The organism is Pseudomonas sp. Root562 (assembly GCF_001427125.1).
Lineage (GTDB): Bacteria > Pseudomonadota > Gammaproteobacteria > Pseudomonadales > Pseudomonadaceae > Aquipseudomonas.
In genome coordinates, this window is record NZ_LMGK01000025.1 from 295,605 (window position 1) to 322,327 (window position 26,723).

23 protein-coding genes are annotated in these 26,723 nt (G+C 60.0%); 8 read left to right on the top strand and 15 right to left on the bottom strand.

Features of this window, described 5'->3' with window-relative positions; genetic code table 11:
• Window position 1 precedes the first annotated feature (1 nt).
• The gene (locus ASD60_RS24970) at window positions 2-1,375 is read left to right on the top strand and encodes an NAD(P)/FAD-dependent oxidoreductase (protein ID WP_236708508.1); all 1,374 of its coding nucleotides are present in this window, start codon (window positions 2-4) and stop codon (window positions 1,373-1,375) included.
• Window positions 1,376-1,402: 27 nt separating this feature from the next.
• Here ASD60_RS24970 and ASD60_RS24975 read toward each other — a convergent pair whose 3' ends face one another.
• Window positions 1,403-2,026 (bottom strand): NIPSNAP family protein, encoded by a 624-nt coding sequence (locus ASD60_RS24975; protein WP_056856546.1) that lies wholly within the window; start codon window positions 2,024-2,026, stop codon window positions 1,403-1,405.
• Between the two features lie 275 nt (window positions 2,027-2,301).
• Between ASD60_RS24975 and ASD60_RS24980 the strand changes: the two genes are divergently transcribed.
• The 3 genes from ASD60_RS24980 (at window position 2,302) to ASD60_RS24990 (ending at window position 5,391) form a co-directional block, all read left to right on the top strand.
• A complete protein-coding gene (locus ASD60_RS24980) occupies window positions 2,302-2,736 on the top strand; it encodes a hypothetical protein (RefSeq protein WP_442966031.1) in 435 nt (144 codons plus the stop codon).
• An 85-nt stretch (window positions 2,737-2,821) separates the two neighbouring features.
• Window positions 2,822-3,100 (top strand): hypothetical protein, encoded by a 279-nt coding sequence (locus tag ASD60_RS24985; RefSeq protein WP_056856547.1) that lies wholly within the window; start codon window positions 2,822-2,824, stop codon window positions 3,098-3,100.
• 170 nt (window positions 3,101-3,270) lie between these two features.
• Window positions 3,271-5,391: a TonB-dependent receptor family protein gene (locus ASD60_RS24990; RefSeq protein WP_056856548.1), complete on the top strand. Its 2,121-nt coding sequence runs from the start codon at window positions 3,271-3,273 to the stop codon at window positions 5,389-5,391.
• Between the two features lie 121 nt (window positions 5,392-5,512).
• Here ASD60_RS24990 and ASD60_RS24995 read toward each other — a convergent pair whose 3' ends face one another.
• The gene (locus ASD60_RS24995; protein ID WP_056856549.1) at window positions 5,513-5,737 is read right to left on the bottom strand and encodes a hypothetical protein; all 225 of its coding nucleotides are present in this window, start codon (window positions 5,735-5,737) and stop codon (window positions 5,513-5,515) included.
• A 618-nt stretch (window positions 5,738-6,355) separates the two neighbouring features.
• On the opposite strand from ASD60_RS24995, the gene ASD60_RS25005 reads away from it, so the two are divergent.
• Entirely contained in the window at window positions 6,356-7,273 is a 918-nt protein-coding gene (locus ASD60_RS25005; protein ID WP_056856550.1) for a bifunctional helix-turn-helix transcriptional regulator/GNAT family N-acetyltransferase, read from the top strand.
• 20 nt (window positions 7,274-7,293) lie between these two features.
• On the opposite strand, the gene ASD60_RS28590 is transcribed toward ASD60_RS25005, so the two are convergent.
• Entirely contained in the window at window positions 7,294-8,058 is a 765-nt protein-coding gene (locus ASD60_RS28590; RefSeq protein ID WP_082557667.1) for a tetratricopeptide repeat protein, read from the bottom strand.
• A 305-nt stretch (window positions 8,059-8,363) separates the two neighbouring features.
• On the opposite strand from ASD60_RS28590, the gene ASD60_RS29965 reads away from it, so the two are divergent.
• Window positions 8,364-8,762 carry a hypothetical protein gene (locus ASD60_RS29965; RefSeq protein ID WP_056856552.1) on the top strand — a complete coding sequence of 133 codons (399 nt, stop codon included), beginning with the start codon at window positions 8,364-8,366 and terminating at the stop codon, window positions 8,760-8,762.
• A 185-nt stretch (window positions 8,763-8,947) separates the two neighbouring features.
• Here ASD60_RS29965 and ASD60_RS25020 read toward each other — a convergent pair whose 3' ends face one another.
• A complete protein-coding gene (locus ASD60_RS25020) occupies window positions 8,948-9,904 on the bottom strand; it encodes an AraC family transcriptional regulator (protein WP_056856553.1) in 957 nt (318 codons plus the stop codon).
• 200 nt (window positions 9,905-10,104) lie between these two features.
• Between ASD60_RS25020 and ASD60_RS25025 the strand changes: the two genes are divergently transcribed.
• Window positions 10,105-11,058: a diiron oxygenase gene (locus ASD60_RS25025; protein WP_056856554.1), complete on the top strand. Its 954-nt coding sequence runs from the start codon at window positions 10,105-10,107 to the stop codon at window positions 11,056-11,058.
• Between the two features lie 82 nt (window positions 11,059-11,140).
• Entirely contained in the window at window positions 11,141-11,575 is a 435-nt protein-coding gene (locus ASD60_RS25030) for an MAPEG family protein (protein ID WP_056856901.1), read from the top strand.
• A 123-nt stretch (window positions 11,576-11,698) separates the two neighbouring features.
• On the opposite strand, the gene ASD60_RS25035 is transcribed toward ASD60_RS25030, so the two are convergent.
• The 11 genes from ASD60_RS25035 to ASD60_RS25085 form a co-directional block, all read right to left on the bottom strand.
• Window positions 11,699-12,841, bottom strand: a complete 1,143-nt coding sequence (locus tag ASD60_RS25035) for an acyl-CoA dehydrogenase family protein (RefSeq protein ID WP_056856555.1) — start codon at window positions 12,839-12,841, stop codon at window positions 11,699-11,701.
• Window positions 12,842-12,854: 13 nt separating this feature from the next.
• The gene (locus ASD60_RS25040; RefSeq protein ID WP_056856556.1) at window positions 12,855-14,048 is read right to left on the bottom strand and encodes an acyl-CoA dehydrogenase family protein; all 1,194 of its coding nucleotides are present in this window, start codon (window positions 14,046-14,048) and stop codon (window positions 12,855-12,857) included.
• A 171-nt stretch (window positions 14,049-14,219) separates the two neighbouring features.
• Window positions 14,220-15,302 carry a Zn-dependent alcohol dehydrogenase gene (locus ASD60_RS25045; protein WP_056856557.1) on the bottom strand — a complete coding sequence of 361 codons (1,083 nt, stop codon included), beginning with the start codon at window positions 15,300-15,302 and terminating at the stop codon, window positions 14,220-14,222.
• Window positions 15,303-15,331: 29 nt separating this feature from the next.
• Window positions 15,332-16,684: a coniferyl aldehyde dehydrogenase gene (locus ASD60_RS25050; protein WP_056856558.1), complete on the bottom strand. Its 1,353-nt coding sequence runs from the start codon at window positions 16,682-16,684 to the stop codon at window positions 15,332-15,334.
• 132 nt (window positions 16,685-16,816) lie between these two features.
• A complete protein-coding gene (locus ASD60_RS29680; RefSeq protein WP_056856559.1) occupies window positions 16,817-18,991 on the bottom strand; it encodes a helix-turn-helix transcriptional regulator in 2,175 nt (724 codons plus the stop codon).
• Window positions 18,992-19,127: 136 nt separating this feature from the next.
• Entirely contained in the window at window positions 19,128-20,495 is a 1,368-nt protein-coding gene (locus ASD60_RS25060; RefSeq protein ID WP_056856560.1) for a DUF1329 domain-containing protein, read from the bottom strand.
• A gap of 26 nt (window positions 20,496-20,521) precedes the next feature.
• A complete protein-coding gene (locus ASD60_RS25065; protein WP_056856561.1) occupies window positions 20,522-22,354 on the bottom strand; it encodes a DUF1302 domain-containing protein in 1,833 nt (610 codons plus the stop codon).
• 168 nt (window positions 22,355-22,522) lie between these two features.
• On the bottom strand, window positions 22,523-23,311 hold the full coding sequence (locus tag ASD60_RS25070; protein ID WP_056856562.1) for a crotonase/enoyl-CoA hydratase family protein: 789 nt from the start codon (window positions 23,309-23,311) through the stop codon (window positions 22,523-22,525).
• Window positions 23,312-23,320: 9 nt separating this feature from the next.
• Window positions 23,321-24,322 carry an acyl-CoA dehydrogenase family protein gene (locus ASD60_RS25075; protein ID WP_056856563.1) on the bottom strand — a complete coding sequence of 334 codons (1,002 nt, stop codon included), beginning with the start codon at window positions 24,320-24,322 and terminating at the stop codon, window positions 23,321-23,323.
• A gap of 21 nt (window positions 24,323-24,343) precedes the next feature.
• Complete coding sequence (locus ASD60_RS25080) at window positions 24,344-25,501, bottom strand: acyl-CoA dehydrogenase family protein (RefSeq protein ID WP_056856564.1); 1,158 nt, start codon at window positions 25,499-25,501, stop codon at window positions 24,344-24,346.
• Window positions 25,498-26,706: a lipid-transfer protein gene (locus ASD60_RS25085; protein ID WP_056856565.1), complete on the bottom strand. Its 1,209-nt coding sequence runs from the start codon at window positions 26,704-26,706 to the stop codon at window positions 25,498-25,500. Before ASD60_RS25085 ends, ASD60_RS25080 begins: the two co-directional genes overlap by 4 nt.
• Window positions 26,707-26,723: the final 17 nt, after the last annotated feature.

The window sequence follows — 26,723 nt, forward strand, 5'->3', positions numbered from 1 at the left end:
CATGACGCTCACAGGCAACATGCTGAACGGCCAGCACGCCACGACGGGTCGCCACGAAGCGATTCGGGCGATCAATCCAGCTACCGACCTGGCGCAGGATGCTATCCACTCCACTGCAAACGATCGGCACGACATAACCGTCATCGGTGCCGGGATCATCGGCGTCGCCTGCGCGCTGCAATTGGCGCGTCAAGGATTGCGGGTGGTGGTCCTCGATCAGCAGGAGCCCGGCCACGGCGCCTCGTTCGGCAATGCCGGGCATCTGGCGACCGAACAGGTGTTTCCCATCGCCGAACTGTCCATTGTCAAACGCTTGCCCGCCATGCTCTTGGACCCGATGGGGCCGCTGCGCCTGGACTGGAAGTACATGCCGCGAGCGCTGCCGTGGTTTGCCCGGCTGTTGATGAACCTGCGCCCGGCGCCTTTCCAGCGCACGGTGGCCGGCATCCGCGCGCTCAATGAGAGCAGCCTTGGCGCGTGGCAACGCCTGTTGCAGGCGATCGTGCGGCCTGACTTGCTCAAAGAAGATGGTTCGTTACTGGTATTTGAGCGCCCGGATTCGCAACCGGCGATCGAAGCGCTACAGGCACGCCTGCGCCAGCAGCAGGTGCCGGTCGAGCGCTGGCAGGCCACTGCCGTACGCGATGCCGCGCCGCAACTGAGCGAGCACATTCAGGGGGGATTGTTCTTTGAGCGCACCGGGCATTTCCTCGACCCTTATCGCGTCGTCTGTGAACTGGTACACGCCGCCAAGACCTGCGGTGTGCATTTCCTCAAGCGACGGGTGCAAGGCGGACATCTGGACGCAGGCGGTGTATCGCTGGTCACCGATCAAGCCCTGGTCAGCAGTCGGCGAATCCTGATCGCCTGCGGTGCCCATTCAGCGAAACTCACCCACGCTTTGACCGGCAAAAAGGTGCCGTTGGACACCGAGCGTGGCTATCACTTGATGCTGCCGCATGAGCACGAACGGTTGCCGTTCGCCGTCACCTCGCTGGAGCGCAAGTTCATCATGACGCCCATGACTGACGGACTGCGGCTGGCAGGCAGCGTCGAGTTCGCCGGTCTCGAGAGCCCGCCGAGCATGCAGCGCGCATGGCAGTTGCACCGTCTCAGCAAGGGCCTGTTCCGTCGTGACCTGAACGCAGACGCCGCCACGCCCTGGATGGGATTTCGCCCTTCCCTGCCGGACTCTCTGCCGATCATCGACAGCGCGTGCGACGGCAAGGTATTGCTCGCCTTCGGCCACCAGCACCTGGGTTTGACGCAGGCGGCGGTCACGGCCGAAATGATCGCTCAATTGGTTTCGCCAACGAGTGCTTCGCACAGCCTTGGATTACCAACGGTGGAGGCATACAGGCTGGAGCGTTTTTGAGCATCAATCGTCGATCGGACAGCCGCCTCATTGCAAAGGCGAAAACTTCGCCGGCAGGTAAATCGTCGAGCACATGTCGCGCAGTTGAGGGCCGGAGTTTTCCGGTGGCCAGACGCCGTCGGCTACGGATTGGGTGCGCACTTGCAGGCGTTGTTCCAGTGTCGTCCAGGGCCAGATGTGCAAGTAACGCGGCAGCGAGCCGTCGGTGGCGTAAAACGCCGCGTAAACCGGTGAATACTGTTCGGCGGTTCGAGCTTCGATGGCTTTGCGCCAACCGTCCAGCGTGGGTTGCAGGCCGCTGCTGATCAGGTCATACACGCGCAGTTCGTAGAAAGGGCCGTGTCGGCCTGCGACCAGGGGCTCAAGAAAGGGAAACAGCGTGTAGTTTTCAATGCGCAAATCGGTGATGAACGGGCTGATTCCAAAGACGTCGCCAGCCAGCAGGAACCGCTCGCGCTCCGCCTGCCTATGGCATTCGTCCGCAAACCCGCGCAACACGGCGATCTGGTTCAGCTTGCCCAGTTCCGAAGCCCAACATCCCATCAGCGTTCCACCGACTTCAGGCTGTGCCAACCCGAGTTCGATGCGCGCCAGGGCGTCCGCCACCGTGCGTACGCGCACCGTAAAAGTGATCAATTCAAAAAAAACCATAACCCACTCCGACAATTTGCCCCAGCCTATGACAGCGCCTGCAACAAGGATATTGACGCGCCTCCCATTCGATGACGGCTTTTGCCGCAGTGGCCTAGGTAATAGCCTTATCACCAGGATGGTGAACAGTGAGCCACACTCCTCTCGTCTCACGACCAAGTGATAATGAATCCCATGAAGGGTCTGCTACGCTTTTTTATCCGGAAATGGAGTCGCACAATGAACCCGAAAAACTGTTGCGCACGGCGCATGCGGGGTGAGCTTTGAAAGGCAAAATGCTGGGTGTCGCCCTGACGCTCATCGTTGTGGGCGCTGCGTCCTATGGGCTTAACCGATGGGAGCGGGTCGAGAACCAGCGCCAGGCAGCGGTGTGCAAGGCAAACCAGGAGCATCTGAAAAACCTCGAAACCCAAGTCCGGGCCATGACTGCCGGTTTATCCGTGGAAGCCTATGCCGAGGCTGAAAAAGCCGAGGCCGGCAAACTGGTTCGCGCCCTGGATACCGCCCGCAATGAAGCGGAGGTCAACGCGGTGATCGACGAGCATTCCGCCGCCATCGAGAAGCAGATCGTTGCCGAGGATGCCGAGGTTAAATCCCGCGGCGAGCAACCGTTCTTGGGCCAGGAGCTGAAAAAACAGCGCATTACCACGGACATCAAGCAAGAACTCATACGCGCCGAGAAAGCCGTCGCCGATGCCTGTGACGAGTAGGCCATTACCGCTGGTCAGCTAACCAGCACGTTCCCACTCCCCGCCCTTCCAAAACTGTACATCCCTTCAATGGAAGACTCGAATCATGAAGCGTAAAGCCGCTGTGTTTCTGCTTGCGAGCTTGATGTCGACTAGTTCGCTGTTCGCCTTCGCTGCCTACGAGACTGCTACCGACCCCGCTGTTCCGCCTGCCGCCCTACCGGGCCTGAACCAGGGTAAAGCGGCTCAATCCAACGAGGACAAGGCCGACAAAAAAGGCGAAGAGGCGTCAGGCTCCAACTCCGGAGCGGATACGAGTGCCGCAGAAAAAGACGCCGCGACATCCAGCGGCTCGCCAGATGAAGTCAAAGAACCGAAGCAGTAACAGGATTTGAAGATGCGCTCGGAATGGGTATTCCGAGCGTGGCTTTTGCTTCCCCGCCTTGCCGACGCCTCGGCTCCTGCCGCAAAAAAAGCAAATTCCCATGTGCTCCCTTCGTACATATCTACGTCGCAGTGTTCACTGCCCGTATCCATATGTCTGGAGTTCGTTCGATGCCCTCGCCCAAAACCTTCCCCGCTGCGCTGTTGGGGCTGGCCCTCGTTTGTCCGGCCATGGCCCAAGGCTTGGAGTTGGGGCAAGTGTTGATCGGGGCTGAGGATCAAAGTGGCCAAGACCTAGAGATCGAACAGGCCAAGGCCCGTCTGGCAGAAGTCCCCGGTGGCAGCAATGTGGTCGACATGCGCCGCCCCCTGCAAGGCCGCGTGGCCAGTAACCAGGATGTGCTGGCCTACCAGCCGGGGATTTACGCCCAGTCTGCGGGCAACGAAGGGGTGAAGATTTCGATCCGCGGATCGGGGATCAACCGGGCTCCGGGCGCCCACGCTTCAGGGTTGTACGCCATGCTCGACGGTCTGCCGCTGACGGGCCCTGGCGGCACGCCCTATGAGTTGCTGGAGCCGCTGTGGCTCGATCATGTGGAAGTGCTGCGCGGTGCCAACGGGTTCGACAGGGGTGCACTGGCGCTGGGTGGCGCCATCGATTACGTCAGCCACACCGGTTACGACGCACCGAAGTTGCAAGTGCGCTACGCGACCGGCAGCCACGGTTATCAGCAGCGACAGGTCAGCTCCGGGCAGGTCTTGGGTGACTTCGATTACTACGTGTCGTTGACCGGCGCCAATGCCGATGGTTATCAGGATCACACCGCCAGCGACAGTCAGGGCGTGATTGCCAACTTCGGTTATCGCTTCAACCCGAACCTGGAAACCCGCTTTTACCTGCGCTATCGCCAGACCGACAACGACCTTGCCGGACGAGTGACCAAGCACTCCATCGAACACAACCCACGGGCCGCCAACCCCGCCTATGTGACGCGCGACGACCGCCGTGAGCAGCCCGGCAGCACCTTTATCGGCAACAAGACCACCTACTACATCGACGACGATTCGAGCATCCAGACCGGCCTTGTCTACCACGACTACCCCATGGACTTGCGTGAAGGACCCAATCGCCTGAAGGTTGCGTACACCGACGTCAGCGGCACGTTCGACTATAAGCGTCGCGATACGCTTTGGGGCCTGCAAAGCCAAAGCACGCTGGGCTTGCGCGTGACCAAGCACCTGCCCAATGCCGGCGCCAGCGAACAGGTGCGCATTCCCACCGGCAACACCGCTGGCTATGCGCCGGGCACGCACATTCGCGATTTCACCTATCAGGGTTCGGACACCGTGTTGCATCTGGGCAATGATCTGGAGATCGCCGACGACCTGTGGCTGACCACCGGCCTTGCTGCCATCTATACCCGCAGGGAAAGCGCAGTCACCTACCCGCAAACCGGCGGCAAGACCAGCCTGAGCGATTGGGACTACGCTCCGCGCGTGGGTCTGCGCTATCAACTGACGCCCGATCTGCAGCTTTTCGGCAACCTCAGCCGCTCGGTTGAAGCGCCGCACCCCTGGTCGCTGATCTACAGTTCCAACGTGCGCTTCCCGGCAGGCACCGGCCCGGCCACGGGTGCCCAGCGCGATCCGATCGAGCTGCAAAACCAGACCGCTACCACCCTGGAAATCGGCGGCCGCGGTGACAGCTCGCTGGGGCAATGGAGCCTGTCCTGGTATTACGCCCAGGTGCACAACGAATTGCTCTCGGTGTTGCCGGACGCCAATGCCACCACGCCCTATGAACTCAACGCCAGCCCTACCGTGCACCAGGGAGTGGAAGCCGGCCTGACGAGCAGCCTGTGGTCGCCGGACAGCGGTGGCCAACTGACCCTGCGCCAAAGCTATACCTTCAGTGATTTCCACTACCGCGACGACGAGCGTTTCGGCGACAACCGCCTGCCGGGCCTGCCGATGCATTACTACCAGGGTGAACTGCGCTTCGACTGGCCGCTAGGTTTCTTCGCAGCAGTCAACACTCAATGGGCGTCCAAGGTTGCGGTTGACTACGCCAACAGCTTCTACGCCGATCCCTACGCCATATTCGGTGCAACCCTGGGTTACAACGCGCCCAAGGGCGACTGGCAGACATGGCTGGACATGCGCAACCTGACCGACAAGCACTACGCCGCGACCGTCACCCCGGGCTACGACGACAAAGGGCTCGACGCGGCGCGATCCACGCCTGGTGAAGGCATGGCGATGTATGTCGGGGTGTCGTGGAGCCTGCTTTGAGGCTTTGGCAAAGAGCAATCGGGCAGCCGGTGAATGGAGCGATGGAAAACGGCCGCTAAGCTACCTTCTAATCGGGTTTATTGAGCAGATTGCCTTTGACGTTGAATCGATGCTGTTCAACTCAAACCACCCTGATCCGGGTCAATCCAAGCCGTTCAGCCTGCGCCAGGATTTCTTTCGGAGTCGCGTCCGCTGAAGGCATCAGCAGGCTGTTCTCGCCATCTCCGAAATGCAGCTGCAAAAGATGCATTGTCGCCTCCTGTACGGAGAGTTGAGGTTGCTTGAGTTCGAGCTCGACCTCACGAGATTCGCCGTTGAACAGGTATTGCAGTGTGTAGAGGTGCATGGGTGGATTCCAAAATGAAAGAAGTACAACCGATGCCGCTGTCTTCAGGGCAGCAGCAGTGCTTCATGGACTTCGATTGAAGGAACAGCCCCCGCCACTCGCTGACTACTTAGCCAACGTCTGGTTTTGTTCACATCGAATATTTGCCCTTGCTCCATCAGCATCATGATGAGCTCATCCGACACGCGATAGCGACCACACTCTGGACAGTCCCGCTCTTCCCAGGGGCCAAGACATTGAATGCGCTGCGCAGTACCGACACATATAAGACAGTTCATCGCGATCACCATGGTCTGCTCAGACGGTCGCGAGATGATCGCGATCGTGCAGAAGACACCGCTCGAGTGTTGAGAAACAGGTGATGGGTCGACAGGTAAACGCCTGGCAGAGTTCGATGACATGTCGCTTACAGTACAAACAGGTCGTATACACCGCTCAACGACTGCGCCTGGAAGCGGCGCCCCATGATCGGCTCCCGTTCGTTTAAAGGGCTCGCCCACATTCTCAAAAACGTGTCGTGAAAATCATTGGCATGCATCATTCAAATTCTCATCACACGATTGACATCGTTGCCTCGGTCAACCATATAATTGCCAAAAGCAAATATATGGAGCTTCCATGTCCGCCACCATTTTTGAGCGCGCCGAAACGGTACGCCGCTTTAACAGGTTCTACACCCGCCAGATCGGCGCCCTGCAAGAACACTTGCTCAAGGCCGAATTTTCCCTGACCGAGGCGCGTATCCTTTTCGAATTGGGCGCCAGTGCCGGCCTGAAGAGTTCAGACCTGTGTCAGATGCTCGGCCTGGACGCCGGTTACGTCAGCCGAGTCATCGGCGGATTCGAGAAAAAAGGCTTGATCGGCAAGACGCGTTCGACAAGCGATGCCCGAGCCTCTCAGATCCAGCTTACCGAGCCAGGTCGCACCGTGCTGGCCTCGCTGGAGCACGCCGCTCGTGAGGAAGTCGTGTTGATGCTGCAAGGCTTGCCTGAGCCACAGCAGGATCAATTGGCCCAAGCCATGAAACAGATACAGACGCTATTGGGCGACAGAGATCCCTCCTACCTCCTGCGCGATCCTGTAGCGGGTGACATGGGAATTGTCGTTCAGCAACAAGCTCAGCTATATGCTCGCGAATACGGTTGGAACTCGGAGTTCGAAGCGCTGGTGGCAGAAATCGTCGCCAAGTACCTTCGTGAATTCGATCAATCCTGCGAGCGATGCTGGATCGCGGAAAAAGATGGCAAGGTCGTCGGTTCGGTGTTTGTCGTCAGGCATGACGAGACGACCGCCAAACTGCGAATGCTCTACGTGGATGCGAGTGCCAGAGGCATGGGAATCGGCAATCGATTGCTGGAAGAAAGTCTCAGATTTGCACGGGATGCGGGTTACACAAAGATGATGCTCTGGACCACCAGCGTGCTTTGCGATGCGCGAAAGCTCTATCAAAAGGCAGGTTTTCAGTTGGCCGAAGAGGAACCGGTACACAGTTTCGGAAAAGACCTGGTCAGCCAGACTTGGGCTCGGGATCTGTAGTGGTCTGAGCAGTCGGGAACTCAACCGCGCACCAAGTAAGCACCTGAAGGAACCCGATCACGCAGCTTCTTGCATTTACCCGGTGGGGGCTGATGCCCCGGCGGGCGATCAGGGAACCAGATTCGGCATCTGCCCGGGGGTGGCATGTGGCCACGGGGAATTTCAAATTCAGCAGGCGCGGGCTCTGGGACGACATTAGACTGTTGGAACGCCCCTGCGGTCCCGGCTCTGCCAACTGTCGGTGCAGCCGAAACCCGATTGTCCTCTGCGTGACTCAGGTTGCCAGCGTCACGCCCGATTTCCGAAGCGGACTCCTCAACAGCCGCCATGTCCGCTACGCGGCGCCTTTGGGCTTCCTCTTCCAACCCCTTCTGTACCGCAACCACGTCCCCGGTGGCATTTGGTGGGGTACCCGATGATTGGGCCTGCTGCGCCGCCTGAATCAATTGGAAGTTGCGGTTGCGCAACTGGACGTTGTTACCCACCCGCATGTTCGAGCGCGCCGCCAAGGTTTCAGCCTGCTGGTACTGCCCTTGTTGAAGTCGCAAAACACCCAGGTAATGCAGCGTCGCGGGATTGTTCGGCTGGATGTGCAGGGCGCGCTCCAGCGTGGCGGCAGCCTGGTCCAGTTGGCCATTTTCATACTGGCGCGAGGCTGTTTCGATCAGGGTGGTCGACGCGCTGTTGCTTTGCGCGCTCGCTCGTCGCTCGGCAGCGACAGAACCGCACGACGCGAAGGCACAGAGCACCAGGATGAGACCTGACAAATGGTTATTGATTGGCATCAGGGGACTTACTCGACTGAACTCGGAAGGTACTGCCGTAAACAGCGCTGTTCGGCGCTTCCGATACAGGGCCGCTATTGACCAAGCCAAACACCGGAAGTTCCTGCTGTAACGACCGCGGCAACTGTTCTTGTTTTTTTCTCTAGCGAGTGAAAACCGCTGGCTATTTAAGTAACGGTTCCCTAGAACTTTTCTCTGTATATCGGTCTATGTGGATAGGCAGATGCGCTGATTAAGCACGCGGTCTTCAAGCGTCGCAGTCATAGGCCACACGTCCAATCTTCCATCAGAGGTTGTCTTCACTCATGAAATTCCATGTCCCACGGTTGGTGCTCTTCGGCCTGTTGGCATTTGCGGCAGTGGGCTCGGCATCCGCCACACAGTTGAAGGCCTCAGACCCCGTTTTCACAAAGCAAGCCACAGCCGTTGAGGCACCTGTCCAGGCCGCAGACAACCCTTGGCCGGCCTTGGCCAGTATGGCCGGCAAGCAACCGGCAACGTTGCTTGCCCATGACGACCGATACTGGCATGACGACCGTTGGCACGATCGTAGACACGATTGGCGCAGAGACGACTGGCGCCGGGATAACTGGCGCAGAGAGCAAGCCCGCCGAGAAGCTGAACGCCGTCGTGATTGGGAGCGCCACCAGGACCGCGCCATGCGGCACCGTTACGAGGACGGTCACCGGTACTATCGTCGCTGATGCGAAGCCTATGATTCCACGTCTTGCGTGTGGAGTTTCAACGCGGGCATCCGTACATCCGATCGGCGCCAAAGTTGTTTGCAGGGCTTAGGCGCTGGATCAACCCCAGCCTGACGAATTGCGCACGGCTCTATCAAACATTTTCTGCCTGCCTTGATGTGAGCGTCCTCAGGCGCCAGCCCCTCTCATGCTGATTGCCTGCGCCAGATACCGGGGGATGTGCCGAACTGTCGTTTGAATGCACGACTGAACGCGGCCTCGGACTCGTAGCCCACTGCAAAGCCGATTTGCGCCACATTGCCGCGACCCTCGCGTAGTTGTTGAGCCGCCACGTGCATGCGCCAGAACGTCAGGTATTGCATGGGTGGCTGTCCGACCAACGCCGTGAATCTCTCCGCGAATACCGAGCGCGACATGCCCACTTCAATCGCCAGCGCCTCTGCCGTCCAGCCCTCGGTTGGACGAGCATGGAGCAGCGCCAGCGCGCGCCCGATATGTGGATCTCGCAAGCCCGCCAGCCACCCGCGCCGTTCAGCGGGGAGGTTGGCGACATACTGGCCGACGGCTTCGACGAACAGTAATTCGGAGAGTTTGGCGATGACCGTTGCCGAGCCGACGCGCCCCGCCGCAATTTCACTGACGGCGAAACGAAATGAACTTTCAATCCAGGCACCCGAAGGCGTCGCACGGACGTCCAGTTTCAATAAGGATGGCAACGACGAAAGCAACGGACTGAACGGTGTTTCAGAGCCGAGGAAGCCGCACAACAACTGTGTGGCCTCGCCGCCCCCACCGCATTTGATTCTTGATATGCCACCGACTTGCGGCGGCTGAATGACTTCGCGCGCCGACATCGGGGCAACGCTTAGATCACTGCCAAACGTATGAACGTCATTGCGCGGTAGCAGAATGAGTTCGCCTGCCTGCACGTCGAGGGTGGCACCATCGTCGACCCGCAATTGCATGTGCCCCGCTGCGACAAAATGCGATGCAATGATGTGTCGCGGGGCCGCCAGGAACGGTTTGCAATCGTCCGCAGAGATTCTTCCGCTGAGACACCAGGGCGCAGTGAACTCTGCCTCGAGGAAGATCCCCCCGGACAGCCGAATCACACGCAGCACATCAGATAGCGCATCCAGCAATTGCCAGCCCTCCTTTCCGGAGTTTGGAGCAAGTAATCAGGCGCACTGGTCATTCGCCGCCTGAGCGGCGAGGCCTAGATTAGCACCAACGAGGACTCAGTGATCGAGACGATCCACAGACGCTACACCGATGGTCATTGACTCCCGCGTTAACCGTAATTGGCCCTATTCCAACTCGACCACGCCAGCCGGAGATCAGTATGAACGCTGCCACTACCCTGCCCCGCCCGGATTCAGGCAATGCCGCCCGTTATGCTCAACTTGTCCGCTCATCGAAGAAAGCGGAATGGCAGATCGATCGCGACTTGCTGCAGGACCGCGGCTTCGACTTCTCGCGAAAATTCTTGCCCGACGGCCTCTCGCATATCGACCGTGTGACCTTTCTCGCCGCAGACGACGCCCGCCTGCTTAGCCAGATTCAGGGCCGGACCTATGCGTATATCTTTGGCCTGGTCGAGCGTTTTATCAGTGCCAAGATGCTCGATCAGGGTCGGGCCCATGTATTTGACGATCAGCTTGCCCTCGAAGCGTTGGTTCGCTTTTCCAACGACGAGATCAAGCATCAGGAGCTGTTCCGGCGCATTGAGACGATGATGGGTACTCAATTGCCGGCAGGCTATCGCCAAGTTGCCGATCCGAACGATGTGGCGCGCGCGGTACTGGCGGCCAGCACTTGGGCGGTGCTGGCGCTGACCTGTCATATCGAGCTGTTTGTCCAGACGCACTATGTGCAAAGCATCGCCCCGCGTGAGGAGTTGTGCCCACTGTTCAAGGACGTCTTCAAATTTCACTGGAAGGATGAGAGCCGGCACGTCGTACTCGATGAACTGGAGTGGCAGGCAGAGCACGCAAAACTCTCGCTGGCCGAGCGCGACCATGCCGTGAACGACCTGATTGGGCTGGTGGCGGCGGTAGACGCCATCCTGCAGGCGCAATCGACAGCCGATGCCGACTACTTCATTGGAAATGCCTCACGATCGTTCAGTGTCGAGCAGACCGCGCAAATCAAAGCCTGCGTGCTGCGAGCCTACCGCTGGCAATACATTGTCTCGGGTGTGCAACATCCACACTTTGCACGGCTGCTTGCGCGCATGACAACGCCAACACAGATGTCCAGGATTCAGACCGCGCTGGCACCGATCATGAGCCATTGATCAATACGTTGCGACCGACCGCGTGTCGGTCGCGCGACAGTGGAATGACGTGCTGAAACATGATTGATTGAGGATGGCAGCCATGACGATTGCGATGTGGATGCTGCTTGGATTTGCGACCTGGACCCTACTATTGTTGATGGCAACCGTTGGCGTCTATCGCTGGGTCAGAATCCTGTTGTCGAATGTCCCGATCGCTTCTTTCCGGAGCGATCAGCTCGAAGGCGAGGATTGGTATCGGCGCGGGACCAGAGCTCATGCGAACTGTGTGGAAAATCTGCCGGTCTTTGGCGTCATCGTTTTCGTGATTTCAGCCCTTGGGTTGGACGGTCCTGCGGTGAGCTACTTGTCCATAATCGTCCTGATCGCTCGTGTGTGTCAGTCTCTGGTTCACGTATCCCATGTGCAAACCGATACGTTCGTCGCGGTTCGGTTTACCTTCTTTTGCATACAGTTGATCTGTTTTCTCGCACTCATTGTCATTGCCGTTTGTTACGGCGCAGGAATGCTCAAATAGAGAGATGAATTCGTACGGGGTCTGCCTTACAACATCACGCCCGGTGGTGTGCTGATTGCACAGGTCCGTTCGAAGGCGCCGGGGCGGCTATCGCCGCCACCGTCTTTCTCAGTTGAAACTGCCTTACGCTGCCGGCATCAGCTTCGCATAAGCCTGCAAATGGTGATCGTCATCGCCAAACTGACGCGCCACCATCAGCAAATGCTTGGCGTGGTGCGACAGCATGTATTCCCAAGTCAGGCCGATCCCGCCGTGCAACTGGATGCCCTGGTCGGCGACAAAACGGCTGGCGCGGCTGACGATGAATTTGGCCGCCGCCAAGACCCGGCGGCGCTCGTCACTGTCTGCCTGATCGGCCACACAGGCGGCGTACAGGGTCATCGAAGTGGCTTGGTCCAGCTCGATGCGCATATCGACCATGCGGTGCTGCAAGGCCTGGAACTTGCCGATCGGTTGGCCGAATTGCTGGCGCGTCTTCAAATAATCGAGGGTCAACGCACAGGCAGCCTCCATGCTGCCGATAGCTTCGGCACATTGCGCGGCGATGGCGCGGCCCTGCTGGTAGCGCAGCGCTGGCAACGCCTGGCCTGGTTCGCCGAGGAGCGCGGCGCTGGCGACGAACACGTCTTCGAGAAACAGATCGCAGGCCTTGCGCCCATCCACTGTATCGAAGACGCGCCGCTGCACGCCGCAGGCTTGCGGATCAAGCAGGAACAGGCTGATGCCATTTTCATCCCGCGCGCCCTCGCTGGTGCGTGCCGAAACCAGTATCAGCCCGGCGCTCTGCCCGCCGATGATCACTGACTTGCGGCCATTGAGTTTCCAGCCACCGTCTACCGGCTCGGCCAAAGTCTGCACGTCATGCAATTGGTAATGACCCTGCGGCTCATCGACCGCCACCGCCAGTTGCAGGCTGGCATCGGCGACTTGTGGCAACAATCTGGCCTTCTGCGCTTCGCTGCCCAGTTGCGCGATCAGGCCACCGGCAAAGATCACCGAGTGCAGGTAAGGCTCCAGGCACAGTCCGCGCCCCAGCTCGGTCATGATCAGCATGTTATCCACGCCGCTGCCGGCATAGCCGCCGTAGGCTTCGGCAAAGGGCACTGCGCATAATCCCAGATCGCCCAACTGCTGCATGAATGGCACGCTGAAGCCGTGCGTGCTCTGGCGATACTGTTCTCGTTGCTCGAAGCCGTAAACATCACGCACCAGGCGCCCGGCGGTTTCCTGCAGCATCAGCTGCTCTTCTGTCAGTTTGAAATCCATGATCGGGGGCGCCTTAGAGTTCTAGGATCATTTTCGCGATGATGTTTTTCTGGATTTCGTTGGCACCGCCATAGATCGAAGCCTTGCGCGCATCCAGATACTGATAGGTGGCCGCGCTGCTGTAATCGGTGTACAGCAACGGTTCGGTGCCGTAACCCAATTCATCCTCGATGAACGGCATGGCGTAGGGGCCTACGGCTTTACTGATTAACCAGGTAATCGCCTGACGAATTTCGGTGCCCCTGATCTTCAGGAACGAGCTCTCCGCGCCTGGAACTCCCCCATCGCGAACGGCCGCCAAGGTCCGCAGGCTACTGATTTCGGCGGCAATCAATTGCATCTCGACTTCGGCGATCTGTACGCGAAACAGCGGGTCATCGATCAATGGCCGGCCATCACGCCGCTCTTCACTGGCAATCTGTTTCAGACGATTGAGCAGCGCCTTGTTGTGGGCGATTCCGCCAATGCTGGTGCGTTCATGGGTCAGCAAATACTTGGCGCAGGTCCATCCCTGATTTTCCTCGCCAACCAGATTGGCCACCGGCACCCGCACATTATCGAAGAACACCTCGTTGACTTCATGCTCACCGTCAAGGGTGATGATCGGTCGTACGGTGATGCCCGGCGTCTGCATGTCGATCAACAGAAAGGAGATGCCCCGCTGCTGGCGAGCCTCGGGGTCGGTTCGTACCAGGCAGAACATCCAGTCGGCAAAATGCGCCAGAGTGGTCCAGGTTTTCTGGCCGTTGACCACATAGTGATCGCCGTCGCGCACGGCACGGGTTTTCAATGACGACAGATCAGAGCCCGCACCCGGCTCGGAATAACCCTGACACCACCAGTCGTCGCAGGTGAGAATGCGCGGCAGGAAGTGGGCTTTCTGTTCGTCCGTGCCGAACTTCATGATGACCGGAGCCACCATTTTCAGGCCGAACGATGAGACCTTCGGCGCGCCGGCGGCGAAACACTCTTCGTCGAAAATATGCTTTTGCACGTCAGTCCAGCCGGTACCACCGAACTCGACCGGCCAGCCAGGGGCCAGCCAGCCCTGGCGGTTGAGTGTGCGCATCCACTGCACTTGGTGCTCTTTGCTCAGGCGCTTGCCCTGGGCGATGCGCGCAGCGAATTCGCTGGGCAAATGGTCGCGCAACCAGGCACGAACCTCCTCGCGAAAGGCGCGTTCGTCCGCTGTGAAATCAATGTCCATCCATCCACTCCAAAAAAACCGAATGCTCAGGCACTTATTCGAATGCAGCAAAAAAACCTGTAGGAGCGAGCCTGCTCGCGATGGTCGCCGACGATGACGCTGGCGGCCTGACACCCCGTGGCGGTCTCTGGTTTTTCGCGAGCAGGCTCGCTCCTACCGGAATTACGGCAATTACTCGAAAATGATCACCGAACGCGCCAACTCGCCACGGCGCAGCTCGTCGAACGCATCGTTGATCTGCTCAAGCCGGATGCGCTGGGAAATCATTTCGTCGAGCTTGAGTTTGCCCGCCATGTAGAAGTCCACCAGCCGAGGCATGTCGACCGGGAAACGGTTCGAGCCCATCAGCGAGCCCTGGATGCGGCGTTCATGTAGCAGTTGCAGGGGGTCCAGCTCGATTTTCAGGCCGGGCTTGAGCATGCCGATCACAGTGGCAGTGCCGCCGCGAGCCAACATGGCGAACGCTTGCTCGGCGGTCTGCTTGAGGCCGATGCACTCGAAAGCGTGATGCACACCGCCACGGGTCAGCTCCATCACCTGTTTGGCCGCGTCGCCGTTTTTGCCATTGATCAAGTCGGTGGCACCAAACTGCTTGGCCAACTCCAGTTTCGAATCAAGCATGTCGATGGCAATGATGCGCCCTGCCCCGGCCAGTGCTGCGCCATTGATGGCCGCCAGACCGATCCCGCCACAACCGATCACGGCCACGGTTTCACCCGGACGCACTTTGGCGGTATTGAACACCGCGCCGGTGCCGGTGGTCACCGCGCAACCGAGCAGGGCGGCACGGTCGAGTGGCATGTCGCGACGAATCGCAACGCAGGCGTTTTCGTGCACCAGCATCTGTTCGGCGAAGCCCGACAGGTTGACGAACTGCGGTATCGGCTTCTGCACATACGTGAGCCGCGACTCTTCATCCGCGCCGCGCTTGGTTTCTGGCGATACGCAACGTGCCAGGTGGCCAGTCACGCAATGTTCGCAATGGCCACAGAACACGGTCAGGCAGGTGACGACATGATCGCCCGGCTTGACCGAACGCACTTCGGAGCCGACCTGTTCGACCACACCGGCCGCTTCGTGGCCCAGCACCAATGGCCCCGGATACGGGAACGAACCGTCAATCACATGCAAATCCGAATGGCAGACACCAACCGCTTTGGTGCGGATCAGCACTTCACGCGGGCCCGGTTTGCTGATGCCCACTTCTTCAATGACCAGCGGAGCTCCAACCTGGTGGAATACAGCAGCTTTCATGGCAGTTCTCTCAAAAATTAATCAGGGGTTCAGGCCGGGTTTGGCGCCGTGCGCAACACGGCTTTGGCATGACTGAAGGTGCGGAAACCGTCGATACCGTGATAGGCACCCATGCCGCTCTGGCCGACGCCGCCGAACGGCAAGCCTTCGGTGCTGGCGTGACTCAATACACCATTGAGGGTCACGCCACCGGAACAGGTACGGGACAGCACTTGCGCTTCCTCGGCGGCATCGTTGCCGAAGTAATAGAGAGCCAGCGGACGTGGCCGCGCGTTGATCCAGGCAATCACTTCGGTGATGGTGTCGTAGGGTTTGATCGGCAGTAACGGGCCGAAGATTTCGTCCTGCATCACCCGTAGATCGTCGCCGGGATCGCGCAACAGGGTCGGCACGATTTTGTTGCGCGTCGCGTTGCTGAAGTCTTCAGCGCCGGCATTCAATTCGACTAGCTCGACACCGGCCTCGCGCGCTTCACTGAGGTAGCCCAGCAAGCGCTCGTAATGCCGACTGTTGATGATCGAGGTGTATTCGGGATTGTCCTTGAGCGTCGGCAGAAATCCGGCGACCACCGCTTTTGCGATGCCGATGAAGGTCTCCACCGATTCCCGTGGCACGAACACGTAATCTGGCGCGACGCACAACTGACCGGCGTTGAGCAACTTGCCGATGACAGTCTTGGCCACCGCGTCCTTGAAGTCCGCCGTGCGGGAAATAATGGTCGGCGATTTACCGCCCAGCTCCAGGGTCACCGGCACCAGATTTTCCGCCGCGGCACGCAGAACGTGCTTGCCGATGCTGGTGGCGCCGGTGAACAACAGATGGTCGAAAGGCTGGCCGCAAAACGCCTGGCCAACGTCGGCACCGCCCAGCACCACCGCCACTTCGTCTTCGGCGTAGACCGAACGAATCAGGCGCGCGATCAGGGCCGATGTCTTTGGGGTGAATTCCGAGGGTTTGATCATCACCCGATTGCCGGCGGCAAGGGCGCCGGCTAGACCACTGAACACCATGTAGCCAGGGACGTTCCATGCCGTCACGATGCCCACCACGCCGAGCGGCTGGTATTGAACCCAGGCTTCACCGGCTCGGGCCTGCCGTTGCTGCGGGCGCATCCACTCGGCCAGTTCGGCCTGGGTCTGTTTGAGGGTCGCCAGTGGCGAAAGCACTTCACTGCCTTTGGAGAAACCGGGGCTGCGATGGCCGAAATCCGCCGTCAGCGCGTCGATGATTTCCCGTTCGTGATTGACCAGCAGACCGATCGCCCGCTCAAGCAACTCACAGCGTTGCTCGACACTCCAGGGTTCGCAGGCCAGGAAGGCCGCCCTCTGTTTTTCCAGCACCGTGCGGATGTCCGTGCTCGTCCAACTCTCGATGGCGCTCATCACTACCTCTCTTGTTGTTGTCTGGACGCCACCGCGATTGCGCAGCATTGCGTCGGGTTCACTGCATGGTTGACCATCGGTCGCGCCACGCCGCCACCCGGATCAGGTGGGTGGCGTTTCAAGTGGTGTGGTTCAGGCCAGAATGCCCATGGCCTTGGCGCTGTTGATGGCCTGGGTGCGACGACAGGCGCCGAGCTTGACGTTGATGTTCTTGGCGTGGGTCTTGACGGTATTCACCGAAATGAACAGGCGATGGCCGACCTCGCGCACCGACATGCCCTCGGCAAGCAACTTGAGCACTGACACTTCGCGGGGTGTCAGACCGTCCTGATAATCCGGCATGCGTGCCACGGCGGGGACGTCAATGTCGGTCCCCTGATCGCGAAATCCATTGCGGTTTCTCTGCAACTCGATCGGGCCCTGGTAGCAGGCGCTGTCGATCCTGCCCCAATGCATGCGTCGCTCGGCTTCACACAACAGCTGCTGCGCCTGTTCCTGGTCATGCCTGCGCGAAGCGATCTCGGACAGCAACAGATAGGCATTGAGCACAAATGGCGCGCAACAATCGCGGACCTGCATCAGTCCCGCCTGCACCACTTGCTCGGCTTCATCGGCGCGGCCTTGCTGTAACAGCAACTCGCCTTGCAGGAACAGCAGCCGCCCGAGCAGTGGATAGGGCTGGGTTCTGCTGCCCGTCAGTTGCGCAAGTTCAGTGCGCAAGAGCGAATGCGCCAGCGCCGATTTTCCCTGAAGCAACAGCAACCGGACTCGATCTGTGTTCACCAGCACCTCGGCTTCGCGACTGCCCTGGCGCCTTGCAAGCTCCAGCGAGTGTTCCAGCAACACCTGGGCTTCGTTGAGTTCTCCGGTCTGCATGTCGATCCGTGCGAGGGTGCAATGACACAACAACACTGACAGCCAGTCCTGCACGGTCAGGTATCGCAGCGCTGCGTGGCAATGCAGGCGCGCCTGTTCGACGTTGCCGCGCAGGGTGTGCAGGGTGCCGTACAACGCCTGCCAGTTAGCCAGCAGGCGTTGATTGCGCTTGCGATCGGGCAGCGGGCAAAAACGCCCCAGCCGTTGCAGGCACTCCTCGGCCTCGTCCAGTCGACCACTGAACAGCAGCGCCTTGGCGCACAAATAGATCAGCCGCGAGCTGCTTTGCAGCAATTGCGGTTCGATACGCTCGCGCCAATCAATAAAGCGGTCCAGATGCCGTTCGCTGAGGATCCAGCTCAGCCACAAGCGCTCCATGTAGCTTGCGGCCACTTCTGGCTGATCAGCACTGAGTGCTTGCTCGACCGCATCGTCGACCTGCCCCAGTACGCCCAGCAACTGACAGGCGCGCAAGCGCAACCGATTCAACGGCACGCCGCTCAACCTGTCTTGCAGCGCCTGCGACACGGCAGGCAACAACCGGAACCAACCGGGTTGGTGGTCGATCGGGACAAAAAAAACCTGGGCGTCGAGCAGACTTCTGAAGACCCTGGCGCCCTGCTGTTCTTCCCAGAGTTGCTGGCAGAGATCGGCGCTGGCCTTGGCCAAATGAGCCAGTCCGTAGAGGACTTCGCGCTGTTCGTCGTTCAGACGCGCCAGCAGTTCACGCTCGAGGTAGGCGCCGAGCAACGCAGACGGCAGCAGACGAACACCGGCGCACCACCCCGCCGTTTGATGCCACAGTTTTTCCCTGGACCTGATGTCCGCGGTCGGCATGAGCACACTGACCAGCGACTCGAATTCATCAGGCCGCAACGCCAATTGCCGGGCATCCAGCTCCAGCAATTGCCCGCCGAGCATCAGCTGCGGCAAGTTCCATTCGGGGCGTTGGCGGCAGGTGACCAGCACCTGCAAGCCCGGATTTCGCAGGGACAGGAGTTGGTCGAACCAGTGATTGAGGTTTGCCGGCATTTGCGCTGGCAAGTCATCGAAGACCAGGCGAAGTGTTGGATTTTCGCTGCCTGGACTGGCCCTATCACTGGTAGGCAAGCTCCCACAGTTGATCGCATTTCCCTGTGGGAGCTGGCTTGCCAGCGATGACGGTTGAGCAGTCAGCAGGTCCCTTGAGTCGAGCAACGCCAGCAAGGCATCAGGCACCGTTTCGGGCGCCAAGCCCAGCTGACCGGCCAGCATCTTGCTCAAACCTTCCAGTGTTTGCGGCAAGCCACCCAGGCTCATCCATACCGCCTCACCGCGCAAATACTCGCGCAGCAATGCTGTTTTCCCATAACCGGCAGGCGCGCAAAGCAGTTGCAAGCGACACTGCTCGCGCTTGAGTACGTCGCACAGATGCGGCCGTGGCACAAACATGGCGGACCTCGCTGATGGTGTGAGGATGCCATCATTGGGCGAGCCGACTGTTTGCGCGCCACCCGCATCAGGTGGGGCCTGCCTGAAAGCACAACGCCCTGCGAACAGGGCGTTGGATTCAAGCCAGGGCCCGACGTCAGCGAATGCCGGCGTTACGCAGCGCCGATGGGGTGAAGTCGGTCATTTTCGCGGTCATGCCATAGGTCGTTGCATGTTTGGCCTGATTGGTCATGGCCAATACGTTGTAGCGACCCGCGATCAGGTCATAGATCCCGAGCATGGCGAAGTTGGAAGCGCCGCGCTCGTAGTCATTGATCGCATAGCCTTCGGCAACTCGCCACAGCTGTCCGCGACCATCGTAGTGATCGACCTCGGCAAGCTGCCAGGTGTCTTCGTCGAAGTACATGTCACGCTTGGCATATACATGGCGCTGGCCCGGTTTCAACGTGGCCTCGACATGCCACACGCGGTGCAACTCATAACGGGTCAGGTCCTGATTGATGTGCCCCGGCTTGATGATGTCGTCGTACTTCACTTTCGGCGACTGCAAGCGATAGTTGTTGTACGGGATGTACAGCTCCTTTTTGCCCACCAGCTTCCAGTCATAACGATCCGGCGCGCCGTTCATCATGTCGGTGTTGTCGGCGGTACGCATGCCGTCGGAGCCATTGCCCGGCCCGTCGTAAGCCACTTGCGGCGCACGGCGTACGCGGCGCTGTCCGGCGTTGTAGACCCATGCCAGGCGCGGTTCCTTGACCTGATCGATGGTCTCGTGGATCAGGATCACACTGCCGGCCATGCGCGAAGGTGCGGTGATTTCCTGTTTGTAGTAGTACAGAACGTTGTCACCTTCCCCACCTTCGACCCCTTCCATCAGCTGCGGGAATGCCAGCTTGTCGTCGTACTCGACGATCGAGTACGACCCGTTGGCCTGCGGTGCAGCCTGAGCCGCCTGCCGCTCCATGTTGCCGCCGCGATAGCGGTTGGTGTGGTTCCAGTAAACCTCGACGCCATTCTTTGGAATCGGGAACGGGTAGTAACGGGTTTGCGTGAAGTTCTGCAGGCCATTACCGTCAGGTGTCAGCTCGGTGGTCACCGCGCTCTTTTTCGCAATGTCGTAAATGTTCTGCGGTGACGCCGCGGTGCGCTGAGTCTTGTACACCGGGATCCTGTAGCTGTCCGGATAGCGTTTGAACATCGCCAGTTGGCCCGGCGTCAGCTTGTCCTTGTACTGGTCGGCGTTGGCCGCGGTAATCACCATTAGTGGCTTGTCACCAGCGAAAGGATCGCCGAGAAAGCCATTCTCGAGTGCCGCCGCACCGGGCTTCAAACCACCGGCCCAGGCCGGAATGCTACCGTTGGCGTTACCTTCTTTCTGTGCGCCCAACGGTGTCAGCGTGGTGCCCAACTGGGCGGCTTCCTGGGGCGAAACGGCGGCCATTACAGCACTGGCCAGCAACGACAGACTCAGTGCGCCGGCGCGCAGAATAAAACGTGCGTTCATGTTCAGTTTCCTCTGGCAGGGTTGCATCAGAAATTCACGCCGAAGCTGAGCGCAACGTAGTCGCGATCGACGTTGGTATTGAAATCGCCACCGAAGTAATTGGTGTAACTGAGGCTGGCGTTGTAGGTGTTCAGGTAATCGGCATCTACCCCGACACTGACCGCTTTGGACCCTTCATCGAAGTTCGGACCGTAGCCGGACACGTCATGGGACCAGGCCAGGTTCGGCGACAGGTTGATGCCGGCGATCACGTTCTGGTAATCGAGCTTGCCGCGCAGGCGATAGCCCCAACTGTTGCTGGTATAGAAACCATCGTCGTTGCATTCCTGCGCCGGGTTACTGGCAGTCGGCGTGCCGGCGGCAGTGCCCAGGCAAGTAGCCGGTCCCGCCGCACCTTGCAGTTCGCCACTGCCAAAGGCCGGGCTGCGACCGAAACGCAGGTCGGAACCGTCGGCCTTGCCCAGGCCGTTGATATGGTTGTAACCGACCTCACCCACCACAGTCAGGCGACTGGCACCGAGTACCTGGTCGAAGAACTGGGTCGCGGTGACCTGGGCCTGGGTCACTGGCATGCGCTTGTAGCCGTTGACCTCGGCGCCCAGATTGCGGCCGGCAAAACCGGTAGTGATCAGCGGCGAAGTTGCACCGAACGTCGCCGCAGACAGCAAATCAGCCGTGTTCAGTTGCAACGGCATGTTCGGCCGGTAGCTGACTTCGCCACCCAGCGATACGCCTGAAACGTTGGTCTGGAAGCTCAAGCCGTAAAGGCGAATGTCTTCCGGATAGTCGACGAAATAACGGACACTGCGCGCCGAAGTCACACCGCCAGCGGCACTGCTCATCTGATTGATGCTCAGGTAAGGGTTGCGGCTGTGGTAGTTCATTGCGTAGGCACCGAACTCGGTGTCGTTCGCCTCCGGCACGTACCAGCGCAGGGCCAGGCCATACTGTCCGCTGTCGCGCGCATCGTTATCTTTCAAACGTGGAATAAAGGCGTCGTCGGTCCCTGCCGCGACGGCAGCCAGACCGCCGGTGTTGCGTGCCGCACCCGGTGGCAAATCCAGCCCGGCAACCACCAGGCGGTCGTTACAACCTTGCGGTACGCCGTCATTGCCGAAGAACGTGCCGCAGTTGTCGACCACCGACTTGTCCCACTCCAGCTGATAAAACGCTTCGGCGGTAATGTTATCGGCCAGCCCCTGGGACACGTAGAGCAAGTTGACCGGAATCAGGCCTTCCTTCACTTCCGCGCCCGGACGACGCAGGGCTGCGACGTCGATCGGGTTGATGCTGTTGATCGAGTTGCCGATAAATGTACTTTCGCCCCAGCTCACCACTTGTTTGCCCAAGCGAACGTTGCCGACCTGATCACCGATGTTGTAGTTGTGGTAGACGAAGCTGTCGAGGAACATCGCCCCGGACGATTTCGCCGCGCGATCACGTCCCGAGTCGTTGATGTCATAGAACGGACGGCTCTCGTCCATCAGTTCAAAGTCATACCAATATTTGCCACGCACGAATGCGCCGCTGTCTGCGTACTTGAGCTCCAGGTCGTGCACGCCTTTGAAGATCTTCGAGAAGGTCTCCCCTTTCTTGAAGTTCAGGCGGTTGTCATCGGTCGTCCGCGACGAGGACTCGCCGCCAGTGACACCTTGGGAGTTGAAGTTGGAAATGAACTGCTTGTCCGGGTCGGCCGTCGACCAACTGGCCCCTACCGACAGCGACGAGTCGAACGTCCCTTGAATCTCCCCGATGTTGAAATCCACAGCATGAGCCTGATTGCTCGCGCAGGTGGCAACCATCACAGCGACGGCCAGCAGACTTGGCTGAAAGACTCCGCGCATTGTTGTTTTTGTCATGCGGTTTCCCCGATTAAGGATGACGTGGTGAGAGCCCATGCTAGCGAGGCTCCCGGGATGCCCTCACACCCGAATGGGTGATTTGAAGGACGTGTTTTTTTGCACTTTTCATTGCCGCGTAACGACCCGTTTCGAGATGCGCTCGACGGGCGTTACGCCTGGTGACACTTACCCGGTGAAAGTCGGGGAGCGCTTTTCGATGAACGCCGTTACCGCCTCCCGGTGATCGGCCGTCTGGTGCGACAGCACCTGGAAGGTCGCCGACATTTCCAGCAGCGTGTCGAGTCGCGTATGCAAGGCTTCGCGCAACAACCGTTTGGCCAGACGCACGGCGTGGGGTGGGTTGGCAGCGATCGCCGCGGCAATTTCCCTGGCGTTGTCCAACAGTTGCCCGGCCGGGACGACGCGGGACACCAGGTTCCATTGCTCGGCCTGGCGGGCATCGATCGTTTGCCCGGTCAGGGTCAGTTCGGTGGCCCGCGACAAGCCGATGATGCGCGGCAACAACCACGCACCGCCGTCGCCGGGAATGATCCCGAGCTTGACGAAGCTTTCAGCAAACCTGGCCTGCTCGGATGCCACGCGGATGTCGCACATGCAGGCCAGATCGAGGCCTGCACCAATGGCGGCGCCGTTGACCGCGGCGATGACTGGCACTTCCAGATTGAACAGCGCCAGTGGCAGTCGTTGAATGCCGGTGCGGTACTCCTGACGCAACTGCATGCCCGACATCTGCGCGTATCGATCCATGTCGCGAACGTTGCCGCCGGAGCAAAACGCGCTGCCTGCGCCCGTGATGATGACCGCGCGCACACTGCTGTCGCGCTCGATCCGTTCGATGGCTTCGAGGAACTCGGGAACAGCGCTATTGCCCGTCAAAGGGTTGCGGCGCTCGGGGTCGTTCATCGTCAGGGTGACGACATGCCCCTGTTGTTCGTACTTCAGAAACTCACTCATGGGGTGTCCTCAAGCAGTTTGTGACGGGGTAACAGTGCGCACGAATTCACTGGCGGTAACCTTCGGTTTCTCCAGCAATGCCTGGCCGACGATGTTGTTCCACCAGGTCTCCGAACCTTCGCTGACCCGCCATTGGTGCAGGCGCCGAGTGAACAGTTGCAGATCCAGCTCTTCGGTCACGCCGATAGCGCCGAACAATGCATGGGCAATGGCGGTCACCTGTGGAACGGCCATGCTGGTGCGGGCCTTGGCGATGGCCGCGGGAATCAAATCGGGCACCGGACGGTCGCCTGCAAAGGCCAGTTCGGCAGCAATTCGGGAAGCGGCCACCTGCTCCGCCATGACGCTGAGCTGATGCTGGACCGCCTGGAATTTGCCGATGGCCTTGCCGAACTGGATCCGGTCATTGCAGTACTCAAGCGTCATGCCGAGCACCTTCTCCATCGCGCCGGCAATGGACGCTGCATGGATGGCAGCGTTAAACAGGCGAGCCTCTTGTCCCTTGCTTCCAAGAGACACGCCGCCGGCGTCCTGCGGCCAATACAGCGTGGCGCACTGGCTGCCATGCACACCGTCGGGCTCGCGCCGTGCCTGACTGCAGTCAAGCAACAACAACTCGCCCTGCAGGTTCACCAAGGCAAAATCGGCAAGGGTGCCGTAGGCCAGGCGCGGTACGCACAAGCCATCATCGGCCTGCCGGAAAGCCGCGCCCGCCAGGGTCAACATGCCGCTCGGCGGTGCATGCGGGCAGTCACGCATCAGTGCCCGTGCGGCAATGCTTTGGGCTACCGGAAGCGGCAGTGCATGACGGCCGAAAGCGAGGAAAATCGGGAACAACGACTCCAGTGTCAGCCCCGCGCCATCCGCCACTTCCGGGGTCAACAACTCGAGAAACCCGCCGTTCTCCAATGCGCTCCATAGCGCCGTGGCGCGGTCGCCGTTTTCAACCGCGCGAACCAGCGCCGGGGTGCACAAGTCAGTCAGTATTTTCTCAATGGCTTCAGTGAACATGACGATGTTTCCTATTCGATATCAGCGCAGGCCAAGGCCACGGGCAATCATGCCGCGCAGGATTTCCCGGGTGCCGCCGCGCAACGAAAAAGTCGGCGCGACCTGGTTCAGGTAGGCGACGGTGCGGTACAGCTCATCGTCAATCGGAGCATCCGGATTCGCGCTGATGGCTGCGGCAATAGCGGCCGGAATCGATTGTTCGAATTCGGTACCGATGTCCTTGACCAACGCCGCTTCCACCACCGGACTCTGCCCTTGGGCGAGCAATGACGTCAGCGCCACCGATAAATTGCGCAGGCTGGTCAGTTGCGTAAGGAAACCGCCGAGCAACGCTGTCTCGGCGACGCTGGCACCGTTGCGGCGCAGGGTCTCTGCCCACAGGTCGAGCAGCACCACGCTGGAATAGAAGCGCTCCGGCCCGCTGCGCTCGAACGCCAGTTCGGCATTGACCTGTTTCCAGCCACTGCCCTCCTCGCCCACCAGCGCGTCCTCACCCAGCAGCACATCGTCGAACGCCACTTCGGAAAAATGCGCATCCCCGGCGAGGTCAACAATGGGCCGTACGCTGATGCCCGGTTGCTTGAGATCGATGATGAATTGCGACAGCCCGTTATGGCGGTCTTCCGGCGAACCGCTGGTGCGCACCAAAGCGATCATGTAATCGGCATGGTGGGCATTGGTGGTCCAGATCTTGCGACCGCTCAGGCGCCACCCGCCTTCGCAACGGCTGGCCCGACTGCGCACACTGGCCAGGTCGGAGCCTGAGTTGGGTTCGCTCATGCCGATGCAGAAAAACGCTTGTCCGGCACAGATGCGCGGCAGGTAAAAATCTTTCTGTGCGTTGCTGCCGAACTTCAGGATCAACGGCCCGCTCTGGCGGTCAGCGATCCAGTGCGCCGCCACCGGGGCACCGGCCGACAGCAACTCTTCGACCAACACAAAGCGGCTGAAGGCATCGAGCCCGGCGCCACCGTAGGATTCGGGCAAGGTCAGACCGACCCAGCCACGCTGTGCCAGTTTGCGACTGAAAGCGGCGTCGAAACCGGTCCAGCTGCGTGCCCGCACATCGGCCGCAACCATTGGCAAGTGCTCGGCCAGAAAGCTTTTGACTTCGGCCCGAAAGGCCTGCGCGTGGTCGGGCAACGCGGTCAAGCGGAAGGCGTCGAGCAGGCTGCTCACTGGGCACCCCCGTTGACTTTACCGTACAGCGTCACCACGCACGCCCCACCCAGACCGAGGTTATGCGCCATGGCCAGGCGTGCGCCCTCGACCTGTCGCTGATCGGCGTTGCCGCGCAATTGCTGGGTCAACTCGTAGCACTGTGCCAGACCGGTGGCGCCCAGTGGGTGGCCCTTGGAAAGCAGGCCACCGGATGGGTTGACGACAATTTGTCCGCCGTAGGTATTGTCGCCGTCCATGACGAATTTTTCCGCGCCGCCTTCGGGGCAAAACCCCAGCGACTCGTAGCAGATCACTTCGTTCTGGGCGAAGCAGTCGTGCAGCTCGCAGACGTCGATGTCTTGTGGTCCGACGCCCGCCTTTTCGTACACCTGGCCGACGGCGGCATGGGTCATGTGCGTGCCGACCCAATCGAGCATTGACGGTTCTTCGAAGTTGAAGGATTGCGGCGTGTCCGTGGTCATCGCCTGGGCGACGATTTCCACGTCACGACGCAAGCCATGCTTTTTCGCGAAACGTTCGGAGACCAGAATCGCCGCCGCGCCACCGCAGGTCGGCGGACATGCCATCAGACGGGTCATGACGCCTGGCAGGATTACCGGGTCGTTCATCACGTCTTCGACACTGAGCACCTTGCGAAACAAAGCGAGCGGGTTGTTGGCGGCATGACGGCTGGCCTTGGCGCGTACCGCGGCGAAGGTTTCCATCTTGCAGCCGTATTTGTCCATGTACTCGCGCCCGGCACCGCCAAAGGTACGGATGGCCTGCGGCATGCCCTCCATATCGGCGGTCAGGCCACGCAGAATCGGCAGGAAACGCTCGCGGGTCGGCGGGCGGTCGTCCCAATGGGATTTCAAAGCGCCGGCCTGCATTTGTTCGAAGCCGACCGCCAGCACGCAATCGGCAGAACCGGATTCAATGGCCTTGCGCGCCAGGAACAGCGCAGTGGAGCCGGTCGAGCAATTGTTGTTGACGTTGACCACCGGAATCCCGGTCATGCCGATTTCGTACAGCACGGTCTGACCGCAGGTGGAGTCGCCATAGACGTAACCGGCGTAAGCCTCCTGGATCAGGCTGTAATCGATCGCCGCATCGACCAGGGCGAGACGTATCGCTTCGGCCCCCATCTGCACGTAGGTCGGGCTGTCGCTGGGCTTGCGGAACGGGATCATGCCGACGCCGGCAACCAGTACTTTTTCGCTCATGGTGTCACCTGGAAGAA